This is a genomic window from Propioniciclava sp. LT294, assembly GCF_059516005.1.
Genome location: NZ_JCAKNG010000003.1, coordinates 1 through 19955, shown reverse-complemented (window position 1 = coordinate 19955; position 19955 = coordinate 1). Strand labels below are relative to the sequence as shown.

Below are 19955 nucleotides of genomic sequence, written 5' to 3'. Positions count from 1 at the left end.
GGACTTCATCTTGTTCCGGCACTCGGCCAGGGTCTCCGGGCAGGCTGAGAGTGGACCGCACGGACTGCTGGCCGTGTCCATCCTTGCGGGGCCCTCGGCGTACAGGAGTGGGGCCCTCGGCGTACAGGAGTGGGGCCCTCGGCGCAGGGGAGCCGAGCCCTCGGCGGGGAGTCAGAAGGCCACGCGGAAGAGCAGGCCCTGGAGGGCCATCCGCTCGGCCCGCGACAGCGCGGCGAGGGACTCATCGTTCGCTTCCTCGCACAGCGCCTTGGCCTTGCGCTGGAGGGCGCGTCCGGCTGGGGTGGCGACGATGAGCTTGTTGCGGCGGTCGTTCTCGTCGACGACGCGCTGGACGAGCCCTTGCTCCTCGAGGGGGTCGATCAGCGAGACGATCTGGCCGGGGTCCAGCTGCAGGAACTGCGCGAGTTCGCGCTGGGTCGGCGCCTCTCCGCTGCACGCCAACGTCAGGACGGCGTACTGCCGCACCCGCAGGTCCAGGTCGCCGAGCCGTTGGGCGACGGCCGCCTGGACGATGTTGCGCGCCCGCACCAAGAGGAACCCAGGGTCCTGGGCGAGCTCGGACATCACCAGCCGATCGGATTCGGCGGCCGGGCGGGTAGCAGTCATCGAGGGGCTCCTTGAGAAGTCTTGCGACCACAATACTAACAATCCTTCACGATTCCTAGAACCAATCATTGACTTTTCCAACGATTGCTGGTGCGATGGTGCCAACGCCACCGGACCAATCAAAGGAGAAGGCCATGGGAGCACTTGACGGCAGGGTCGCCATCGTCACCGGATCGGGCCAGGGCCTCGGCCTCGCCTACGCCGCCGAGCTCGCCCGGCAGGGCGCGTCCGTCGTGATCAACGACGTCAGCCGCGACGCCGCCGACGCGGCGGTGCGGTTCATCACCGACGCCGGTGGCAGGGCGACCGCGGTCGTCGCGCCGGTCGGCACCACCGAGACGGCGCTCGCCCTCATCCAGGGCGCGCTGGACGCGTTCGGTCGCCTGGACATCCTGGTCACGAACGCTGGCGTCCTGCGCGACAAGTCGATCCTGAAGATGACCGACGACGACTTCGACACGGTCATCAACGTGCACCTGCGTGGCACCTTCACCTGCGTGCGCGAGGTCTACCGCCACTTCAAGGAGAACAACCAGCCGGGCCGCATCATCACCATCGGCTCGCCGACCGGCCAGTACGGCAACTTCGGGCAGACCAACTACGCCGCAGCCAAGGCCGGCATCGTCGGCATGGTCCGCACCTGGGCCTTGGAGATGAAGAAGGCCGGCGTCACGGTCAACGCCGTCGTCCCTGTCGCCGCCACCGCGATGACCGAGACCGTGCCCTACTTCAACGCTGCCATCGAGGCAGACAAGCGCGGCGAGGCGATGCCGGACTTCTTCCGCAAGACCCTCGGCTTCGGCCGTGTCGACGACGTCGCCGGCCTGGTGGCCTGGCTCGCCTCCGATGACGCCGCGAACATCACCGGCCAGGCCATCGGCATCGGCGGCGACCGGCTCCAGCTCTTCTCGCACCCCACCCCCACGGTCACCGAGTACGCCGACGGCGGCTGGACCTTCGACAAGCTGGCGGCCCAGGCGCCCGGCCTGTTCGAGGGCAGGCTCGCGAGCGTCGGCGAGAAGTTCCCGCCCCTGCCCGAGGAACTGCAGGCCCCTCAGGCCGTCTGACCACCGACCAGCCACCGAAAGGCAGCCATGCGTTACGAATCCGCCATCGACGTCGCAGCCGTCGCGGCCATCGACATGCACGTCCACATCGAGTGCTCCGATCACGGGCACCTCTCCCTGCCGGACGTCCTGAACGAGGCTTCGGCGGCCTACTTCAAGGCCGCTGACCGGACGCCCAAGCTCGACGTCATCGCCGAGCGGTACCGCGCGTGGGGGATGGCCGCGGTCGTCTTCACCGTGGACGCGGAGACCAACCTGAAGCACCCGCCGGTCAGCTCCGAGGAGATCGCCGAGGGTGCGGCGCGCAACAACGACGTGCTGATCCCGTTCGGCTCCGTCGACCCGCGCCAGGGGCAGAGGGCCGTCGACAGGGCGCGCCGCCTCGTCGAGGACTTCGGCGTCCGCGGCTTCAAGTTCCACCCGTCGGTGCAGGGGTTCGACCCGTCCGACGAGCGGTACTACCCGCTGTACGAGGCCGTGCAGGCGCTGCGGGTCCCGGCCCTGTTCCACACCGGCCAGAACGGCATGGGAGCCGGGCTGCCGGGCGGATTCGGTATCAAGCTGGGGTACTCCAACCCGCTGCTGCTCGACAGCGTGGCCGCGGACTTCCCCGACCTGCAGGTGATCATGGCGCACCCGAGCGTCCCGTGGCAGGAGGAGGCGAACTCGATCGCCACCCACAAGTCCAACGTGTGGATCGACCTGTCGGGCTGGTCGCCGAAGTACTTCCCGGAGTCGCTGGTCAAGGGTGCGAACCGTATGTTCTCCGACCGTGTCCTGTTCGGCACCGACTACCCGCTGATCGAGCCCGCCAAGTGGCTGTCGGCGTTCGAGCAGGCGCCGTTCGTCGACGAGGTGCGTCCGAAGATCCTCAAGGACAACGCCGTCCGCCTGCTCGGGCTGGGGGTGTGACGTGGCCGCCGACCTGTACGTGACCTGCGACCCCTTCGGCGTCTCCGACCGCCTCTCCGAGGCCGAGGTCGGCGTGCTGCGCGCGCTCCGCTCGGTGTTGGACTCCGAGGTGAAGCCCCTCGTCAACCAGTACTGGGAGGCGGGGGAGTTCCCCTACCAGGTGCTCGATCCGCTGAAGGCGCTCAACCTCATGCAGCCGGACGCCCTGGGTGAGCGGCCCAGCCAGCTGTACCACGGGTTCCGCATCTTCGAGCTGGCCCGCACGGACGCCTCGGTCGCCACCTTCTACACGGCGCAGGCCGGCCTGTTCCGGACGTCCTGCCGCCTCGGGGGGACGCCGGAGCAGTTCGCGCAGTGGGATCCGAGCATCCGCAGCTTCGAGATGACCGGCGTCTTCGCCCTCACCGAGCCCGACCACGGCTCCGACATCGCCGGCGGCCTGGCCACCTCGGCCCGCCGCGAGGGGGATGAGTGGGTCATCGACGGTGCCAAGCGCTGGATCGGCGGCGCCTTCACCGCCGACCACCTCGTCGTCTTCGCGCGTGACGAGGCGGACGGCCAGGTCAAGGGCTTCCTCGTCGACCGCGAGGCCGAGGGCGTCACGCTGGAGAAGATCGAGCGCAAGACAGCCCTGCGCATGATGCAGAACGCGCACATCACGCTGCAGGGCGTCCGCGTGCGCGAGTCGCAGCGGCTCGGCAACGTGAACTCCTTCTCCGACGTCGCCGCGATGCTGCGCGTCATGCGCTCGGACGTCGCCTGGATCGCCACCGGCATCCAGGCGGGTGCCCTCGAGGCGGCGCTGACCTACGTCAAGGAGCGCGAGCAGTTCGGACGTCCGATCGGCCACTTCCAGCTCGTGCAGGAGAAGTTGGCCCGCATCCTCGGCAACCTCACCGCCTCGCTGGCGATGGTGGCCGCGCTGGCCGACAAGCAGGAGCGCGGTGAGTACCGCGACGAGGACTCGGCGCTGGCGAAGATGTGGACCTCGCTCCACATGCGGGAGACCGTCGCCCTGGCCCGCGAGGTCGTGGGTGGCAACGGCATCACGCTCGACACCGACGTCGCCCGCTTCCACGCCGACGCCGAGGCCGTCTACTCCTACGAGGGCACCCACGAGATCAATGCGCTCGTCGTGGGCCGCGGCCTCACCGGCAAGGGCGCCTTCGTCTGACGACGCACCACCCACGAACCACACCAACAAAGGAGCATCACCATGGCCCAGACCGTCGTCGACTTCGCAGACGTCCAGTCCGTCGTCGGAACCACCCTCGGCCCGTCCGAGTGGATCGAGGTCACCCAGGACCGCATCGACACCTTCGCCGACGCCACCGGCGACCACCAGTGGATCCACGTCGATCCCGAGCGGGCGGCGTCCGGCCCCTTCGGCGCGCCGATCGCGCACGGCTTCCTGACGCTCAGCCTGCTGGTGCCGATGTGGAGCGAGCTGTTCGACGTGACCGGCGTCACCACCAAGGTGAACTACGGCCTCGACAAGGTCCGCTTCACCAGCCCGGTGAAGGTCGGTTCGCGCATCCGCCTCGTCGTCACGATCAAGGAGGCCTCCGAGGTCAAGGGCAACGGCATCCACCTGGTCGCCGACGGCACCATCGAGATCGAGGGCGGGCAGCGTCCGGCCGTCGTCGCGACGTTCCTCAACCGCTTCTACGCGTGAGTCCGTGGCGGGCCGACGTGCAGCCTGACTAGCGCGGACGCCCTCGGCCTGCCACGATTCGCAGGTGGCGGAGATGTGGGAGCACCAAGCGGGGTTCCGGTGGTCCCTGGAACAGTTGGCGAACGAGGTCCTCGACCGGGCCGGCGCCAACATGGATCCCCGCGCCTACCTCGTCGGGTTCCGCGACAACGGGCAGGTGACCGTCGAGCCCGCCCGCGGTCACTTCGACCGCGGCATTCTCGCCGACGCGCTGGAGAGGGCCCACCAGAAGTTCCTGCGTTCCAAGGCCCGACGCGAGGCCGGGGACGACGAGGCGGCGCTGGCCGCGGCCGAGTCGTACGTCCGCCGCGAGGTGATGGTCGAGAAGCTCGGCGAAGCGGCCCGCGCCGACGGGCGCCAGCACTTCGCCGGCATCGGCGTGCCGGTCGGGGAGTGGTTCGTCGTCCCCGTGCTCGCCATCCACGCCGATCACTGGCATGACCTGGTGCGCCTGCGCCGGACGCCCGCGGGCGACTCGTCGCCGCGCAGTTTCCCCGAGGCGGCCGTCGCCGGCGTGCTGGACGCCGCCAGTCGCGAGCTCGACCGGCGTGTGCCGGGCACGCGCCTCCACGTCGACCCGGATGCCGTGCTGAGGTCCGCCGCGGACGTGTTCGTGTCCTCCCTGGCCCAGCGGTCGGGCCAGGACCTCGCCCACGGCGTCCGCCACGCCCTGGACGCCGTGTCGGCGCAGCCGTACGAGGGGCGCGCCGGCTCCGGGTCGATCCTGCTGGCACACCAGGGGCATCCCGACCTCGCGGTGGAGATCGCGCTCGAGCACCCGGTGCCGGTGGCGCTGACCCGTTCGTTCCGCAAGGTCCTGGAGATGTCGGACGCCGACCTGCACCTGCTCTGTGACGGGCGGGAGGTGTACGGGCTGGGTGCCCTCGCCGACACCTACAACGCTGATTCGGACTACATCTTCACCGCCACCATCAGCGGCAACGGGTCATGGGAGCTCTGGCACCAGGCCAAGCCCCTGCTCCGCGTGGACAACGGGTTGCCCCAACTCCCGCGGGAGCGCCTGGACGAGGACGAGTTCAGCCACACCGTCGACCTGGTGTTCCCCGAGGTCAGCGCCCGCAACGCGCGCCACCTCTGGGACATGGCCGCCGCGTGCGCACGCCAGGCGCACGGGACGATGCTGGTCGTCCACCCGGACGCCGCAGCCGAGGCCGACCGCCTCCTGCCGCAGGTGCACAAGATCGCGCCCGCCCGGCTGTCGGGGCGGGTGCTGACGGCCGCGACCTCCATCGACGGTGCCGTGCTGGTCAGTCCGGACGGCCGGGTCCACGCGGTGGGCGTCATCCTGGATGGCGTGGCGACCGGCACCGGGGACTCCGGACGGGGTGCGCGCTACAACTCGGCCATCCGCTACCTCGCCGGCGCCGGACGCGGTGCGATGGTGATCATCGTCAGCGAGGACGGCAAGATCGACCTGCTCCCGAAGCTGAAGCGACGGATGCGTCGCGAGACGGTCCAGCGGGCCGTCGACCGCTTGGTCGCCCGCTCGGCCGAGGGCGAGGAGCTGGAGGCCTTCGACCGTGCCAACCGGGCGGTCATGGCGATCGAGTTCTACCTCAACCAGGACCAGTGCGACCAGGTCAACGCCGCCCGCGACGCGGTGCAGGGCCGCGAGTGGGCGGCCGAGCACCTGCGTCGCCAGTTCGTGCCGGTCGCGCCGGACCCGGCGATGGACGACAGCTACTTCGTCAACCCGAAGGCCGCCCAGGAGCGCGGCGCCTGATCGCTGCGCGCGTGGCGAAGGCCGGCGGCCGGCGTCCCGGTGGGGACGCCGGCCGCCGGTGCGGACCGTCCGGTGCTCAGAGGATCGCGTTGAACGGACCCGTGATCGCGTAGGTGCAGTCCCCCTGGATGTTGGAGAACAGCATGGTGCCGGACTTGTTGAAGCACGGACCGGCCCACTCGCCGCGGTCGGCGAGGTCGCGGGCGAACTCGACCGACTTCTTCGTGTGGGACATGGCCAGCATCGAGCAGGGGTTGTTCCCGTCCTCGGTGATGACGACGAGGCCCCTGCTGTTGACGGTGATGTTGTCGGGGCCGTGGAACTGCTTGACGTCCTCGGTCGCGTCACCGGGGACCACGCCGCCGGCGGTGTTGTCCTTGGCGTAGTGGTCCTTGATCGTGATGGTCTCGTCGGCGAAGCGGTAGTAGCCGATCATGCCCCAGTCGCCCGGCATGTCGATGCCGTGGCTCTTCCTGTACGAGTCGATCTGGCCCTGGTTGGTGAACGACAGCGTGAACCACAGGCCCTCGGCGTCCGGCCAGCAGCCCTCGACCTTCGGGTGCTGGGTGGCGCCGGGGTACTGGTCGCGCAGGTTCATGGTCTGCGCCTGGCGGTCCTCGCCACCGTCGACCCACTTCACCGGGTACGCCTGGTCGACGTCGTCAGCGGTCAGCTGGCCGTAGTGCACCAGCGGGACGCCGTTGCGGATGACCTGGGCGGCCTGCAGGACGCCATCGTTCTCACCGAACTGCTCGGCGATGTAGGCGCCGAGCTTCGTGCCCTCGGGGGCCGTCCAGCGGTAGAGGAGCCCGCGGCCGGTGTCCTCGGTGATGTACGCCTTGGTCAGGTCGGGGTCGATGGCGGCACCCTCCCAGACGGCGCGGCCCCAGGCCTTGATCGGCAGGGGCGACTGCTGGGCGACGACATCCGGGAAGACCTCGAAGACGTAGCCGTGGTCCTTCTGGGTGGTGCCCCACGACTTGCCGCCCCGGATGATCTCCGTCCCGGCCTTGGTGGTGTCCTCCTCGCAGGCCAGCCAGGAGCCCCAGGGGGTCTCGCCGCCGGCGCAGTTGCGGATCGTGCCGGACAGGGCGACCCACTGCTGCTTGAACCGACCCGAGGCGTCCAGCTCGACGACGGTGTTGCCGCCCATGCCGGTGGCGATGCCGGCGTCGTAGACCGTGCCCGCGACCAGCGGGACGGTCACATCGGTGTCCGCACGGCACTCGTGGTTGCGGACGAGGCGGATGCCGCCGGCGTAGTCGAAGGCGCCGGTGCCGTCGAGCTTGGACGGGGTCGTGCCGATCGGCGAGCCGTTGCGGTCGGACAGCAGGTCCTCGACGCCGATCGTGCCGACGCGCCAGGCCCGGAAGCCCTGCGGCAGTGCGACCTTGCCGTTGTCGGCGAGGGTGGAGAGGAGCCTCTGGCCGGCGGCCTTGGCGGCCTGCTTGGCAGGGCCCTGGCCCGCGGCGGGGGCGGCGAACGCGGGGAGTCCGGTGGCGGCGAGGACACCAGCCGTGGCGGTGGCACCCAGGAGGGAGCGGCGCGTGATGGACATGGAACCTTCTTTCGCGAGGGTGTGGCCACGGTGGCCACGTCCTGACCCAATCGCGTGAAGGTGTCTGCTCGGTGAAGACGGTTCGACCCGGAGATGAACGATCAGGTGACCGTCACGTCACAGGTGGCGGCGCATGCCCGCGACGACCTCGTCGAACAGGTCACGCGGCAGGGACACCGAGACGCGACGGACGGCGTCCGGGTCGACTCGGACGACGCGGTTGACCCGCACTTCGGACTCGCGACCGCGTTCGTCCCAGGCGCCCGGGCCGATGTCGACCCAGAAGCGTCCCGCGCGAGCCTCCTGGGCCTCGTCCCGGTCGTGGTCCTTGCTGGTCAACTGCAGGCCCAGCAGCCACGGCCCGTCGCGCCCGACGAGCAGGACGGGACGGTCCTTGCCGCGGGAGTGGTCCTCCTCGTAGGGGACCCACGTCCACACGACCTCGCCCGGGTCGGGCCGCTCCCCGCGCGCGGGTGCGTACTCGACCTTCGGCGTCCCGCGGAAGTCGCCGGGGTAGCGCCTGCCAGCCCGTGTGGCATTTCCGGGTGGCGCATCCCCAGGAATCCTCGGGCGTTTGCCACCCGGAAATGCATGCGGGAGCGCCTCGCGCAGCCCGGCACGGGCGACGTCGCGGACGATGCGCATCAGCGCGGTGAGGATCCTCCCGTTGTCCATGCCGAGACCCTAGCGATAACGGGGAAGCGGGCCGTACAGGACCTCGACCGGGGCCCCCAGCACCGGGGGCGCCGGATGCCGACGCAGGTGCCAGCGCTCGAAGAACCGGCGGGCCGTGGGCGTCCAGAGGAGGGCCGCCCCCGCCATGATCAGCGGAATCCCGATCCAAGCGACCCAGTTGATGAGCAGGGCCAGGAGCGAGATCCCCGCCGCGACGACACCCGCCCACCGTGTCCAGCCGAAGCCCCGCCACGCGTAATGCCCGGCGATGATCGATCCGGCGCCGATGAGCAGGGTCGCGACGAACAGGGCCGTCACCATCAACACCCGCGCCAGCGAGCCCGGTTCGGTGTCGACGAGCCCGGTCAGCCAGGCTGCGTCCGCGAACTCGCGCACGCTGCGCCAGAACGCCCACAGCAGCCCGGCGACCACGCAGGTGAGACCGCCGAAGAACAGGGCGGACGCCGCCCACACCACGCGGGGACGTCGCGGCTCACCCGTGCTGGGATCCACAGCCGCGTCGGCCACCCGCACGGCCGTGCCGATGCTGTGCTGCGGGGACGGGTCAGACATGACGCCAGTCTACGGGGGGCGGTCAGGGCCCCCGTGCTGCATTTTGTGTGGGCAGAACTGGTCATCATGCGGGTATTTCGCCTACACAAAATGCAACACGGGGGGTGTGGCGACGACGCGGGAGGCAGCCCGGGAGCCCAACGGGGCGCCGGCCTGCGCCGACGCCCCGTTGGGGATGACCATCAGAGGAGGGTCAGGCCCTCATGGAGCCGTTCTCGAGGAAGCGGCGGTGCCACGAGTGCGCGGTTCCGAGGTCGTGCGGCGTGTGCTCACCGTTGGCGTGCGCGGCTGCGCGCTCGAGGTACTCCTCGAGCATCGGACGGTAGTCCGGGTGCGCGCAGTTCTGGATGATGACCCGGGCGCGCTGCTTGGGCGACAGGCCGCGCAGGTCGGCCAGACCCTGCTCGGTGATGATGACCTGCACGTCGTGCTCGGTGTGGTCGTGGTGCGACACCATCGGGACGATGGCCGAGATGGCACCGTTCTTGGCCAGCGACGGCGACACGAAGCACGAGATGTAGGCGTTGCGCGTGAAGTCGCCCGAGCCGCCGATGCCGTTCTGCATGCGGGATCCCATGACGTGGGTCGAGTTCACGTTGCCGTAGATGTCGGCCTCGATCATGCCGTTGCAGGAGACGACACCGAGTCGACGGATGACCTCGGGGTTGTTCGAGATCTCCTGCGGACGCAGCACGATGTGGTCGCGGTACTTCTTGGCGTTGTCGTTCATCCTCTCCGCGGCCTCGGGCGACAGGGAGAACGCGGTGGCGGACGCCACCAGCAGCTTCCCGGAGTCGATCATGTCGACCATGCCGTCCTGGATGACCTCGGTGTAGGAGGTCAGCTGCTCGAACGGGCCCTCGTTCAGCCCGACGAGCACCGCGTTGGCGATGTTGCCCACGCCGGACTGCATCGGCAGCAGGTGCTTGGGCATGCGGCCCTGCTTCACCTCGTTGCCGAGGAAGTCGAGCAGGTTCTCCGCGATGGTCTTGGAGTCCTGGTCGAGCGGCTTGAACGGGGTGTTGCGGTCCTCGGCGTCCGTCTCGATGACGGCGACGACGCGCTCCCAGTCGATGGCATAGGTGGTGGAGCCGATACGGTCACCGGGGCCCTGGATGGGGATGGGCCTGTTGTGGCCCGGCTTTCCCATCGAGTAGACGTCGTGCATGCCCTCGAGGTCGAGGGACTGCCACGCGTTCACCTCGAGGATGATCTTGTCGGCGTTCTCCAGGTACACGTTGTTGTTGCCGATCGACGAGCTCGGGATCGCAGTGCCATCCTCCTTGATGGCGGCGACCTCGATGACGGCGGCGTCCAGGTTGCCCCAGAAGCCCGCGCGGATCTGGGGGCCGGAGTGGGACAGGTGCACGTCGTTGTACTCGGAGACGCCCGCGTTGATCTTGTTCCGCATCACCGGGTCCGACTGGTACGGCATGCGCATCGAGACGCCGTCCACGGCGGCGAGGGCGCCGTCGTGCTCGGGGGCGGTCGATGCACCCGTGTAGGAGGCGATCTGGAACTCCTCGCCGGCCTCGTGCGCGGTCTTGATCTGGTGGGCCAGGGCCTCGGGCAGGGCCTTGGGATAGCCGGCGCCGGTGAAGCCGGAGAAGCCGACGCGATCACCGTTCTTGATCAACTTGGCGGCCTCCTCGGCCGACATGACCTTGGACCGGTACTTGTCAGAAGCGATGCGGGACATCCATTTCCTCCCTGAAACGACGTGCTTGGGGACACCATAGCCAACCACGACTGGTACGCGCCCGCCCACATTTCCCTCAGTAAGCTGGCCGCGAAAGGGGTAGTCGTGAGCGATGCGCAGGAAACCGTCCCGCCCGACGAGACGCTGCCCGAACGCGAGCCGACGCCCCTGTGGCTGCTCCTCCTCGGCAACGTCGTCGTCGCCCTCGCGATCGTCTCCCTGGTGCAGGCCTTCGTGGTCCGTGTGCACAACGTCTCCTCGGGGTCCATGGAGCAGACCCTCGACGTCCGCGACCGCGTCCTGTCCTCGAACCTGCCCTACCTGAACTCGACCCCCCAGCGCGGGGACATCGTGATCTTCGCCCACGGTGACACCTGGGAGGATGCGATGCGCCCACCCGACACCAATCCGCTGGTCGCGGTGGTCCGGCTCTTCGGTGACGTGACCGGCATCGGCACCTCCCATCGGACGTACACGGTCAAGCGCGTGCTGGGCACCCCGGGCGACACCGTCGCGTGCTGTGATGCCGAGGGCCGGGTGGTGGTGAACGGGACGGGGATCGTCGAGCCGTACGTCTACCAGGACATCCCCTTCACCGCGGGCGGGCTGGACTGCGACAGCGACCCCCGCTCAGCCCGGTGCTTCGGGCCGATCACGGTGCCCGCAGGCTCCTACCTCGTGGTCGGCGACCACCGCTCCAACTCGGCCGACTCGGTCGCGGCCTGCCGCGGCAGGCCGGACGCCGAGGGTTGCGCCCGCTTCGTCCCGGCCGACCGCATCACCGGCAAGGTGATCGCGAAGGCGTGGCCGCCGGGTCCGGTCGACACCAACCGTTGACCGGGCCTCAGGGCGCCGCTTCGCCCAGGAGGTCGACGAGCACGTCCCGCACCTGCTCGGCCTCGGCGTAGGTCACCGACAGGGTCGGGGGACGCGCGGCCAGGAACTCGGCCAGCGTCCGCAGGGGACGCACGAGCGAACTCAGCGACGAACTCTCGGTGGCCAGCCGCAGGATGGCGTCGGCCACCGACACCGGTTCGATCACCGGGGTCGACAGGGTGTGGTCCCGGGCGATCAGGACGAACCGGTGCAGGCGCGGCTCCGGGTGGACCCGGACGAGGCCGAGTTGGTCGGGGGAGATCTCGTCCTTGACCCCGGCGCCGTCGTGCGTGCGCACTGACAGGGGCTTCTCGTAGGGGTGGATGCGGCCGTCCGGGGTGAAGCCCACGGTCTCGTCGGTCACGTACCCGTGTGTGCGTCCCAGCACCCGCGACAGGGTCGTCTTGCCCGTCCCCCCGGGTGCGACGTAGGCGATCGCGGCACCCGTCCGGGGGTCGGTCACCGCGCCCGCGTGGAACATGAACAGCCGGCCGCGCTGGGCGGCGATGGCGGCACCGGTGACCTGCTGCGTGAAGCCCTGCAGGAACGGGGCGAGGGGGCCGGTCAGCTCGGCGACCTGGGGTTCGGCGTCGATCTCGCCGCCCCGGGGGCGCAGGCACCGGGACCAGACCCGGCGCAGGGCGTCCGCAGCCTCGTCGGCGCGTTCGCCCCGCAGCGTCACCGGGACACGCGTCCCCAGGCCATGGAGGTCGAACAGCGTCACGCCCGCCACCCTAGCGGGCAGGCGGGCGCGAACGGTCGGTGGATCAAGCGAGCCAGATGCGCTGGCGCAACGTGTGGGTCTCGCCGGGCCGCAGGGTGAGCTGGTCGCCCAGTGCGTTGGCGGCCTCGATGCAGATCATGCCCTGCCACTCGTCGTCGCCGAAGTCGGGCATCGCGGCCGACTTGTCGGCCCACGGGTTCCAGATGACCGTGTTCGCTGAACCGGACTTGGCGATGACCAGCTTCCGGCCGAGCACCGGATCCTCGAGGGTGACCTCGCCGGTGGACCGGTACACGCGGTCGGTCTCGGCGGTGATCGTCACGTCGCCGGACTGGGTCTCGGTGCTGCCCGTCACCTTGTCGAAGTACTCGGCACCGTCCAGGCCGGTGACCTTCACCTGGCGGACGTCCCCGACGGCCAGGTAGGTGTGCAGCGCGTTGTCGAGCGGGACGAAGCTCTGGCCGGTGTTGGTGACCTCGAGTGTCAGGCCCAGGTACTCAGGGGTGAACTTGGCCACGTAGCGGGCGCTGTAGCGGTGCGGCCAGTCGGGCTGCTCGCCGGTCATGGCGTTGTCGAGGGTGTACTCGACGATCAGCCGGCCGTCACGGTCGAGCGTGTCCTTGAGGTCGCTCAGGTGCCAGGTCGCCAGGCGGGCGAAGCCGTGGCCGGGGTTCTGGTCGCCGGCTCGGCCGTTGCCGAACCAGGGGAAGCAGATCGGGATGCCGCCGCGGATGGGTTGGCCATCCGCGAACCACGACTTCGCGCTCATCCACAGGACGGGGGCCGCGCCGTCGGGCTGCCAGGACCACACGTGCGCGCCATGGTCGAACACGCCGTAGTGGCCCGAGCCGATCCTGGCCTCGACGCCCCGTAGTGGGTTTTCGGTGATCTCATGCTCCATTGGTCAAGACCTCCTCGTAGGTGGTGCTTCGGTGTCCCCGAGCCTAGTCCGACTCACTGTCGTATTCATGCCTCCGTGGGAGAAAGTCACCTGATCGCACGCGCCTCAAGGTAGAACCGCTTGTCGTGGGCGTGCCCCATCGAGAACGTCTTGCGCGGCATCGGCCCGTCGACCGCGATCGACCTGAAGAACGCGTCCTTGCCGATGCCGGGGACCAGGAACCCGACGTTCCCGTCGCGGGCACCCAGTTCGGCGGTGACGTCCTCACCGTGCACGTAGTCGACCTCGGCGTCCGGGTGTGCCGACAGCCAGCGGTCCAGGAACGCCTGCAGGGTGCCCACCGCCAGTTCGTGGGTCGGGTGCGGGATCTCGACCACACGGACGCCGGATGCCTGCACGACACCCACCCGTTGGACCCCGTCGGCGGGGCCGGACGCCACCGCGTCCAGCGCCTCCTGGAGCGACCCGACGGGATGCGCGCCGGCCTCCAACGCGGAGATGAGGTCGTCCGCAGCGGCCGCACCGTCGAAGACGACCCGGTGGATGGGCTCGAACGCCAAGGAGGCGTCGTGCAGGTTGACCAGCTCCACCAGGGCCCAGCGGGCGGGGTGGTCGGGCGATGCGCCGGCGGCCCTGTGCTCGTTCCAGATGGCCTTGGCCGTGGCGAGGGAGTGGTTGCCGTCGCCCATCGCGAACAGGAGGGGATGGTCGGCGTCCAGGCCGTAGCGAGCCCTGTACGCCTCCGGTTCGACGAGGGCGCCGAGGGCGTCGAGGATCGCCCGCTGCACGTCGGCGTCCTCGACGAGGCGGCCGGACACGTGGCCCGATCCGAGCATGAGGTCGACGTCGTAGGCGACGGGCAGGTCGCCCAGGACTGCGTCGAGCGGGGCGAGCACGGTGCCGTCCGGGTCGTCGTACAGCACCATGATGTGGGGGAGCTCCAGCGGCGCGTCGCGGCGGACGGCCATGCGCGGGGGCAGGCGGTCGAGCACCGTGCCCTCGGTGGCGCGCACCGGCGTGAGGGCGGTCGAGGTGTAGTCGTACGCCTCGAGGTCGACCTCGACCAGCAGGCCGCGCTGCACCCCTCCGCTGTGGGTGCGTTCGACATGGACGATCGCCTCGTGGGGTTCGAGCAGCCCGCGTCCGAGGTAGTCGTGCATGGCGGCCTGACAGGCGTGGACGCGCTGGGCCACGTCCGGCTCACCGAGGAACAGTTCGGGCAGCACCATCCGCAGGGTCGACGGCGCGTCGCCCACGACCTCCTCGACCTGGGCCCAGTACTCGGGTTGGGAGGTGAACTGGTCGCACGCGATCACGGCCCAGCGGTGCACGTCGACGGACGCGGTGGGCAGCAGCAGGCGCGGGACGCGGACGCAGTCAGCGGGGGTCACAGGGGGCTCCTCACGGGATCGGATCGGCTTCGGAAGCGGGTTCGACGGCACCCAGGGCGCGGAGCTCCTCGACGATGCGCGCGACGGCTTCCGCCGGCGTCTCGTTCGGCGGTGCACCGAAGGTCGCGACGAGGAGATCGGCGAGGGCGTCCGGTTCGATGCCGCCCAGGGCGGCGTCATGGGCGCACTGCGCCAAGTCGCTGAGCTCGACGACCTGACGCTCGAACAGCAGCAGGGTGCGGCCGTCGTGGTCCAAGCGGTCGACGGGGGATCGCGATCGGATCACGGCACCTCCTCGACTTCACCTCGGCTGGTGCCCGCCAGTCTGCCACCGAGCCGCGTCGGCGGGGCAGCGGGTTCCAAACCCCCGCTCAGGCGTCCTGGCTGTACACCAGCACCGAGTAGGGGCCCACGGACACGTTGCCGTGCCACTGCATGTCGTCGGCGTCCTCGTCGTAGGCCTCCAGGTCGAAGCTCTCGAAGTTGCCGAACAGGGAGCTGTAGATGGCGGCGTCCGAGTTGAAGCGCAGCTTCCACAGCCCGCCGGACGGCAGCCCGATGCGCCGGTACTCAAGGGGGGCGGCGGACAGGTTGACCACCACGATGACGTCGTCGCCGGGTCCGTGGTCGAGCCAGCGGTGGAAGACGAGCAGGTTGTCGTCCTCGTTGATGTGGTGGATCGTCAGGCCGCGGCCGGTGAGCCCTCGCGTGACGCCGCCCCGGTTGAGGCGCAGGTCGATCAGGTCGCTGTACAGCCGGGCGATGCCGGAGAAGTTGTCGTTGCGCTTCCAGTCCAGCGGCACGTCGTCGCGGAACCAGCCGCCCTCGAGGAACTCCTGGCCCTGGAACACCATCGGGATGCCCGGTGCCGTCATGACCAGGGAGGCCCCGATCGTGGAGCGCTTCTGCGCGGGCCACCCGGTCGCGTTGTCCGGCTCGATCTCCTGTGGCACCCGTGCCTGCCCGTTCGCGACCTCGTCGTGGGACTCGGTGTAGATGACGCGTTCCAAGGGGTCGCCGTAGTGGTGGGCGACCGCCTCGGCGATCGCACCGATCGAACGGGAGCCGTCGTCGGGGGAGATCAACTCGGCGCGCACCGGGTGGACGAAGGCGGCGTCCCACTGGGCGTGGAAGCCGGCGCCGTCGGCGTCGTCGTCGGTGATGAGGGGGTTCTTGTGCAGGTCCTCGGCGATCATGATGCGGCCGGGGAACTCCTCGCGGACGGTGTCGTTGATCCAGCGCAGGAGCGACCACCCCTCGGGCAGGTAGTTGCCCTGGTGGGTGTACATGTGGGGCACCATGTCCAGGCGCAGGCCGTCCACGTGGTACTCGCGGAGCCACATGAGCGCGTTGTCGTGGATGAACCTCCGCACCTCGTCACGGCCGTAGTCGGGGCGGGTGTCGCCCCACGGGGTCTCGCTGCGGTCGTCGTTGTAGAAGTAGATGCCCCCCTTGCCGTTCTCGCTCCAGCCGTCGAAGGCCCACAGGTCGAGGTCGGAGGGGCCGAAGTGGTTGTACACCACGTCCTGGATCACGGCCAGACCGCGGCGGTGGCACTCCTTCACGAACGACTTGTACGCGTCCGGGCCGCCGTAGGCGCTCTCGACGGCGAAGATGTGGGCCGGGTTGTAGCCCCAGCTCATGTCGCCGGCGAACTCGGCCATCGGCATGACCTCGACGGCGTTCACGCCGAGGTCGACCAGGTGGTCGAGGCGGGCGATGGCGTCCTCGAGGTGGCCGACCGTGCCGTCGGAGTCCTGCCCGCCGAACGAGCCGATGTGCATCTCGTAGATCACCAGCTCGTGGTGGGGCGGGCAGTTGGCGGAATCGCCCTCCCAGTCGAAGGCGGAGTGGTCATGGATGACGCCGTTCCCCACGGAGTTGGTCACCTGCATCGCGTACGGGTCGACCCGAGCGAAGGAATCCTCCCCGTTGGTGATCTGGTACTTGTACTCCTGCCCGGGCTCGGCCCCGTCGACGAACCCGTACCAGTAGCCGTTGCCCTCGGAGGTGAGGGCGTCCTTCCTGGGATCCCAATCGTTGAAGTCACCGACGACGGCCACCGCGTCCGCGTTCGGCGCCCAGACCCTGAAGCCGACGCCCCCATCAGCGGGGATGGCGCCCATACCGGGGATCGGTTGGTTCTGTGCGCTCACGTCGAGTCTCCTTCTGCCGGGTCCGGCGCCAGCGTAGCCGCTGGGGTTTCTGCTAGCCGTGCTTGCACCCCGAGGCCGTTGTCGGGGGGATGTCAGGGTCCCTTTCCGGGGGCGGAGGGGTTGCCAGTGCTAACTCTGGCTAGCAGACTGGTAGCCATGGCGCGCGACAAGGTCACCGAGCAGCACGAGCGGCTGCCGCTGGGTGACTTCATCGCGGCCCACCGCCGGGCGGCAGAGATGTCGTTGCGGCAGCTCGCCGAGAGGGCGGGCATTTCCAATCCGTATGTGAGCCAGATCGAACGTGGGCTGCGCAAGCCGTCCGCGGAGGTGCTGAGTCAGCTCGCCACCGCCCTGTCGGTGTCCGCTGAGTCCCTGTACGTCCGCGCCGGCATCCTCGACCCGGACGAAATCCATCCGACGTCGGTGGAGCGTTCCATCCACGCCGATCCAGCCCTGACCGCCGCACAGAAGGAGGCCCTGATCTCCGTCTACCTGGCGTTCGTCCAGCCCGACGGCGGGGCCGAAGCACCCCAACCCCAGCCGGAACCTCCGGCGTCCACCGAGGAGTGACCCATGTCCGATCAGTTCAACGAGCAGACCACGCCCGAGGGCGAGTTCGTCGAGGAGTACGAGGCCCCCGCCGATGAGGCTCACCTCGCCCCCGGCGAGAAGTTCACCCCGGAGCAGCTGGGCGACGCGATTCTGAAGTTCGCCACCGAGTCCGCCTACGCCGCCGCAGGTGCCGCGCAGATGCTCGCCGAGAGGGCCAAGGAGTTCTACGAGGCCCAGCGCAAGCAGATCGCCGAGCAGACGCCGGAGGGGGTCGACCCGAACTTCCGCCAGTTCGTGGACTCCATGCCCGACCAGTTCAAGGGCTTCTTCGACGAGGCGACCAAGGCCTTCCACGACCTCGCGGACCGCGGGCGTCACACCGTGGCCGACTTCCAGGGTCAGGTGACCGCCGCGCGCGAGGCGGCCCGTGAGGCCCGGACCAACTCACCGGAGGCCTTCGACCTCCAGGACGACGCCTCGGCCGCGGACGCTGTCGCCGCCGAGGACGGCGTGGACATCGAGGATGTGCCCGAGGGGTACGCCGCGGCCGAAGAGCCGGTGACCGACGGTTGGCCCGGCGAGGCCAAGGGTGAGAACCGGGGCTGACGCCTCCGGCCTCCCCGTGGCCGCGCCCAAGGCCACGCCAGGAGTCGCCAGGCCGCCAAGGACGAGCCCTCCTGGCCTCGTCCCTGTGGGCCCAACGGCACGACAAAGGCCCCGCCCCGGTCCATCCTGGGCGGGGCTTTCGGCGTCTCCGGAGGCCCTAAGGCCGTCTCGGCGCACGAGGCATGGACGCAGATAAGGAATACGCTAATAAACCAACTCCACCGGCTTGGGCTCGCGGATCACCACGTCGGAGGGGTTTGTCCATCGCCATCAGAAGCCCCACTCCCAACCGCCGTCCATCCCGGGCTGCTCAAGCATCACTGCGCCACTGGTGTACCTGGAGTCGAGAACCACGATTCCCTTGACGTGCTCCCCGGCGCCAATCATCCCGGGCAGACTGTCGGCCTCATTGGCGCAGCCCCAGGCGTTGCCGTTAGAGTCGTTTTCCGTCGTGCCGTCCGGGCCGATCACCTTCCACTGATCCGTCCAGAACTTGTCTGAACCGAGCGCCCTGGTTGTCTGAACGTCCATGTGAATCGCGATGAAGTTGCCGTTTTTCGACCGCTCGGCGTACTTGGCGGGGCATTTGTAGCCAGCCTCGATCATTGTGACCTTGAACTGGACCGTCCACTCGTTGCTCTCCAGTTTGAGGCCCGCCATCTCGCCGATCTTCTTCACGATCGCGCCACGATCGTTCAGGGTCGGACTCGATGTGGCGGCAGCCGTGGGTGTCGGGTTAGGGGTCGCCACTTGCGACTGTACCGACACGGTGCCGGGTGAGGCCGGCGGTACCGGGGCCACGGGCGGGCCTGCGGTGGGCGCGGCGCTGCAACCCGCCAGAAGAAGGCCGAAGCCTACGAGGCTGGCAAGAGTTCTCATGTTCCTGACTTGCACACGTTTAGTGACCCAAACGGGCGAGCACTTGGGCGATGTCGTCGGGGATTCGGGGTTCGGCTTGGAGTTGTTGACCTCCGAGTTGGATGGTGACCTGCTGCAACGGGCGTAGTCCGCGGACGATCTTCTTCAGCGACCAGCCGCTGCGGGCTTGCAGGTCGCGGGCGATCGCGAGTGCGGTGAACACGATGGTGAGGTGGGCCTCGATCGAATCCTTCAAGTAGTGGTAGATGGGACGCGCGGCCAGGTCGCTCTTGGACATCCGGAACGACTGCTCGACGTGCCACAGGTCGTGGTAGCTGGCAATGATTTCGGTGGCGGGCATGACGCTGCTGGTGATGTTGGTGACGTAGCCCTTCAAGCCGACCAGCGCTTGGGCGCGGGCGAGGGACGACTCATCGAGGCTCGCCTGCTGGCCGGTGGTTTTCACGAACCGGACCTTCTTGGCCGGCTTGTCACCGTCGACGACCGCTTGGGCACGGTCGCGTTGCAGGGTCAGGGTGCGGGTGTCCCGGGCTGCCCGCTTGGCTGAGTACTGCCACACGGCCCGCCACGCCGTGGGATGCGCCACGGGATCCCACACGGGTTCGGCGCGCGTCTTCACCCGGTCGGGGTCGGGGGCGGTGGACCGCATCGTGATCGTGTCGATGACCTGGCCATCGGTGAACGCGGTGCCGTGCCAGCGGAAGTGCTTGGCCAGATCATGGGGAGCCTTGGTCATCCTGGAGCCGACGATGAACCGCAGGCCAGCCTCGTCGATCGTCTTCAGGTTGCTCGCCGACAACATGCCCGCATCAGCGACCACCACCATGTCCGCCACCTGGTGGCGCTGTTGGAAGGCTTTGATGACCGGGATGAGCGTGTGGGTCTCGGGCTTGTTCCCTTCGAAGCAGGCGATCTCCAACGGGTGGCCCGACCGGTCCACGAGCAGGCCGACCACAATCTGGGGGTCGACCCGACGTTCCTTGCTGAATCCGACCTTGCGGAGGTCGTCCTCGGTGTCGGTCTCGAAGTACAACGTCGTCACGTCGTACAACAGCAGCGACACGTCACCACCCCGCTCGGCCCACACGTGTTGGAAGCACGCCTGCGCGATCTGGTCGCGGTAGTCCTTGTCAGCGCATCGTCGCAGCGCCTTGGTGAACGTGTTGCGGTGCGCGGCAACCAGCCCGAGCTCCTCGATCACCCGGACGCTGTCCAGCTTCGAGGTGGGTTCCACCAAGCGGGCGAGCACGAGTTGGAAGAACGCCTCATCGTCGATGGTGTCGAACCCGAGCCGTTCCCAC

At 69.1% G+C, this 19955-nt stretch carries 20 protein-coding genes; 8 read left to right on the top strand and 12 right to left on the bottom strand.

Features of this window, described 5'->3' with window-relative positions:
- Positions 1–171: 171 nt before the first annotated feature.
- Entirely contained in the window at positions 172–627 is a 456-nt protein-coding gene (locus AC5YDA_RS04945; protein ID WP_496190268.1) for a MarR family winged helix-turn-helix transcriptional regulator, read from the bottom strand.
- Positions 628–761: 134 nt separating this feature from the next.
- Here AC5YDA_RS04945 and AC5YDA_RS04940 point away from each other — a divergent pair, with 134 nt between their 5' ends.
- The 5 genes from AC5YDA_RS04940 to AC5YDA_RS04920 all read left to right on the top strand — a co-directional run bounded on the left by AC5YDA_RS04940 (position 762) and on the right by AC5YDA_RS04920 (position 6064).
- Positions 762–1694 (top strand): SDR family NAD(P)-dependent oxidoreductase, encoded by a 933-nt coding sequence (locus tag AC5YDA_RS04940; RefSeq protein WP_496190267.1) that lies wholly within the window; start codon positions 762–764, stop codon positions 1692–1694.
- A gap of 27 nt (positions 1695–1721) precedes the next feature.
- Positions 1722–2606: an amidohydrolase family protein gene (locus tag AC5YDA_RS04935; protein ID WP_496190266.1), complete on the top strand. Its 885-nt coding sequence runs from the start codon at positions 1722–1724 to the stop codon at positions 2604–2606.
- A gap of 1 nt (position 2607) precedes the next feature.
- The gene (locus AC5YDA_RS04930) at positions 2608–3780 is read left to right on the top strand and encodes an acyl-CoA dehydrogenase family protein (RefSeq protein WP_496190265.1); all 1173 of its coding nucleotides are present in this window, start codon (positions 2608–2610) and stop codon (positions 3778–3780) included.
- A 42-nt stretch (positions 3781–3822) separates the two neighbouring features.
- Entirely contained in the window at positions 3823–4281 is a 459-nt protein-coding gene (locus tag AC5YDA_RS04925; RefSeq protein WP_496190264.1) for a MaoC family dehydratase, read from the top strand.
- A 73-nt stretch (positions 4282–4354) separates the two neighbouring features.
- The gene (locus AC5YDA_RS04920; RefSeq protein WP_496190294.1) at positions 4355–6064 is read left to right on the top strand and encodes a DNA integrity scanning protein DisA nucleotide-binding domain protein; all 1710 of its coding nucleotides are present in this window, start codon (positions 4355–4357) and stop codon (positions 6062–6064) included.
- Positions 6065–6140: 76 nt separating this feature from the next.
- On the opposite strand, the gene AC5YDA_RS04915 is transcribed toward AC5YDA_RS04920, so the two are convergent.
- The 4 genes from AC5YDA_RS04915 to scpC all read right to left on the bottom strand — a co-directional run bounded on the left by AC5YDA_RS04915 (position 6141) and on the right by scpC (position 10569).
- Positions 6141–7622, bottom strand: coding sequence for an alkaline phosphatase PhoX (locus AC5YDA_RS04915; protein ID WP_496190263.1), 1482 nt, complete (start codon positions 7620–7622; stop codon positions 6141–6143).
- A 117-nt stretch (positions 7623–7739) separates the two neighbouring features.
- Positions 7740–8297 carry a type II toxin-antitoxin system PemK/MazF family toxin gene (locus AC5YDA_RS04910; RefSeq protein ID WP_496190262.1) on the bottom strand — a complete coding sequence of 186 codons (558 nt, stop codon included), beginning with the start codon at positions 8295–8297 and terminating at the stop codon, positions 7740–7742.
- Between the two features lie 9 nt (positions 8298–8306).
- Positions 8307–8870 carry a hypothetical protein gene (locus AC5YDA_RS04905; protein ID WP_496190261.1) on the bottom strand — a complete coding sequence of 188 codons (564 nt, stop codon included), beginning with the start codon at positions 8868–8870 and terminating at the stop codon, positions 8307–8309.
- A gap of 193 nt (positions 8871–9063) precedes the next feature.
- Positions 9064–10569, bottom strand: coding sequence for a succinyl-CoA:acetate CoA-transferase ScpC (scpC, locus tag AC5YDA_RS04900; RefSeq protein ID WP_496190260.1), 1506 nt, complete (start codon positions 10567–10569; stop codon positions 9064–9066).
- 105 nt (positions 10570–10674) lie between these two features.
- Here scpC and lepB point away from each other — a divergent pair, with 105 nt between their 5' ends.
- On the top strand, positions 10675–11406 hold the full coding sequence (gene lepB / locus AC5YDA_RS04895) for a signal peptidase I (RefSeq protein WP_496190259.1): 732 nt from the start codon (positions 10675–10677) through the stop codon (positions 11404–11406).
- Positions 11407–11413: 7 nt separating this feature from the next.
- Here the strand turns inward: lepB and AC5YDA_RS04890 are convergent, their stop codons facing one another.
- The 5 genes from AC5YDA_RS04890 to AC5YDA_RS04870 form a co-directional block, all read right to left on the bottom strand.
- A complete protein-coding gene (locus AC5YDA_RS04890) occupies positions 11414–12169 on the bottom strand; it encodes a hypothetical protein (RefSeq protein ID WP_496190258.1) in 756 nt (251 codons plus the stop codon).
- Between the two features lie 43 nt (positions 12170–12212).
- Entirely contained in the window at positions 12213–13070 is an 858-nt protein-coding gene (locus tag AC5YDA_RS04885; RefSeq protein ID WP_496190257.1) for a D-hexose-6-phosphate mutarotase, read from the bottom strand.
- A gap of 86 nt (positions 13071–13156) precedes the next feature.
- On the bottom strand, positions 13157–14461 hold the full coding sequence (locus AC5YDA_RS04880; RefSeq protein ID WP_496190256.1) for a DUF1015 domain-containing protein: 1305 nt from the start codon (positions 14459–14461) through the stop codon (positions 13157–13159).
- A gap of 10 nt (positions 14462–14471) precedes the next feature.
- Positions 14472–14747 carry a hypothetical protein gene (locus tag AC5YDA_RS04875; protein WP_496190255.1) on the bottom strand — a complete coding sequence of 92 codons (276 nt, stop codon included), beginning with the start codon at positions 14745–14747 and terminating at the stop codon, positions 14472–14474.
- Between the two features lie 85 nt (positions 14748–14832).
- A complete protein-coding gene (locus AC5YDA_RS04870; RefSeq protein ID WP_496190254.1) occupies positions 14833–16617 on the bottom strand; it encodes an alpha-amylase family glycosyl hydrolase in 1785 nt (594 codons plus the stop codon).
- A gap of 156 nt (positions 16618–16773) precedes the next feature.
- On the opposite strand from AC5YDA_RS04870, the gene AC5YDA_RS04865 reads away from it, so the two are divergent.
- Positions 16774–17187: a helix-turn-helix domain-containing protein gene (locus AC5YDA_RS04865; protein WP_496190253.1), complete on the top strand. Its 414-nt coding sequence runs from the start codon at positions 16774–16776 to the stop codon at positions 17185–17187.
- A 3-nt stretch (positions 17188–17190) separates the two neighbouring features.
- Positions 17191–17775: a hypothetical protein gene (locus tag AC5YDA_RS04860; RefSeq protein ID WP_496190252.1), complete on the top strand. Its 585-nt coding sequence runs from the start codon at positions 17191–17193 to the stop codon at positions 17773–17775.
- Positions 17776–18045: 270 nt separating this feature from the next.
- On the opposite strand, the gene AC5YDA_RS04855 is transcribed toward AC5YDA_RS04860, so the two are convergent.
- Positions 18046–18453: a hypothetical protein gene (locus AC5YDA_RS04855; protein WP_496190251.1), complete on the bottom strand. Its 408-nt coding sequence runs from the start codon at positions 18451–18453 to the stop codon at positions 18046–18048.
- A 220-nt stretch (positions 18454–18673) separates the two neighbouring features.
- Positions 18674–19955 (bottom strand): IS1634 family transposase (locus tag AC5YDA_RS04850; RefSeq protein WP_496192738.1); only part of this gene is annotated, 1282 nt, incomplete at its 5' end.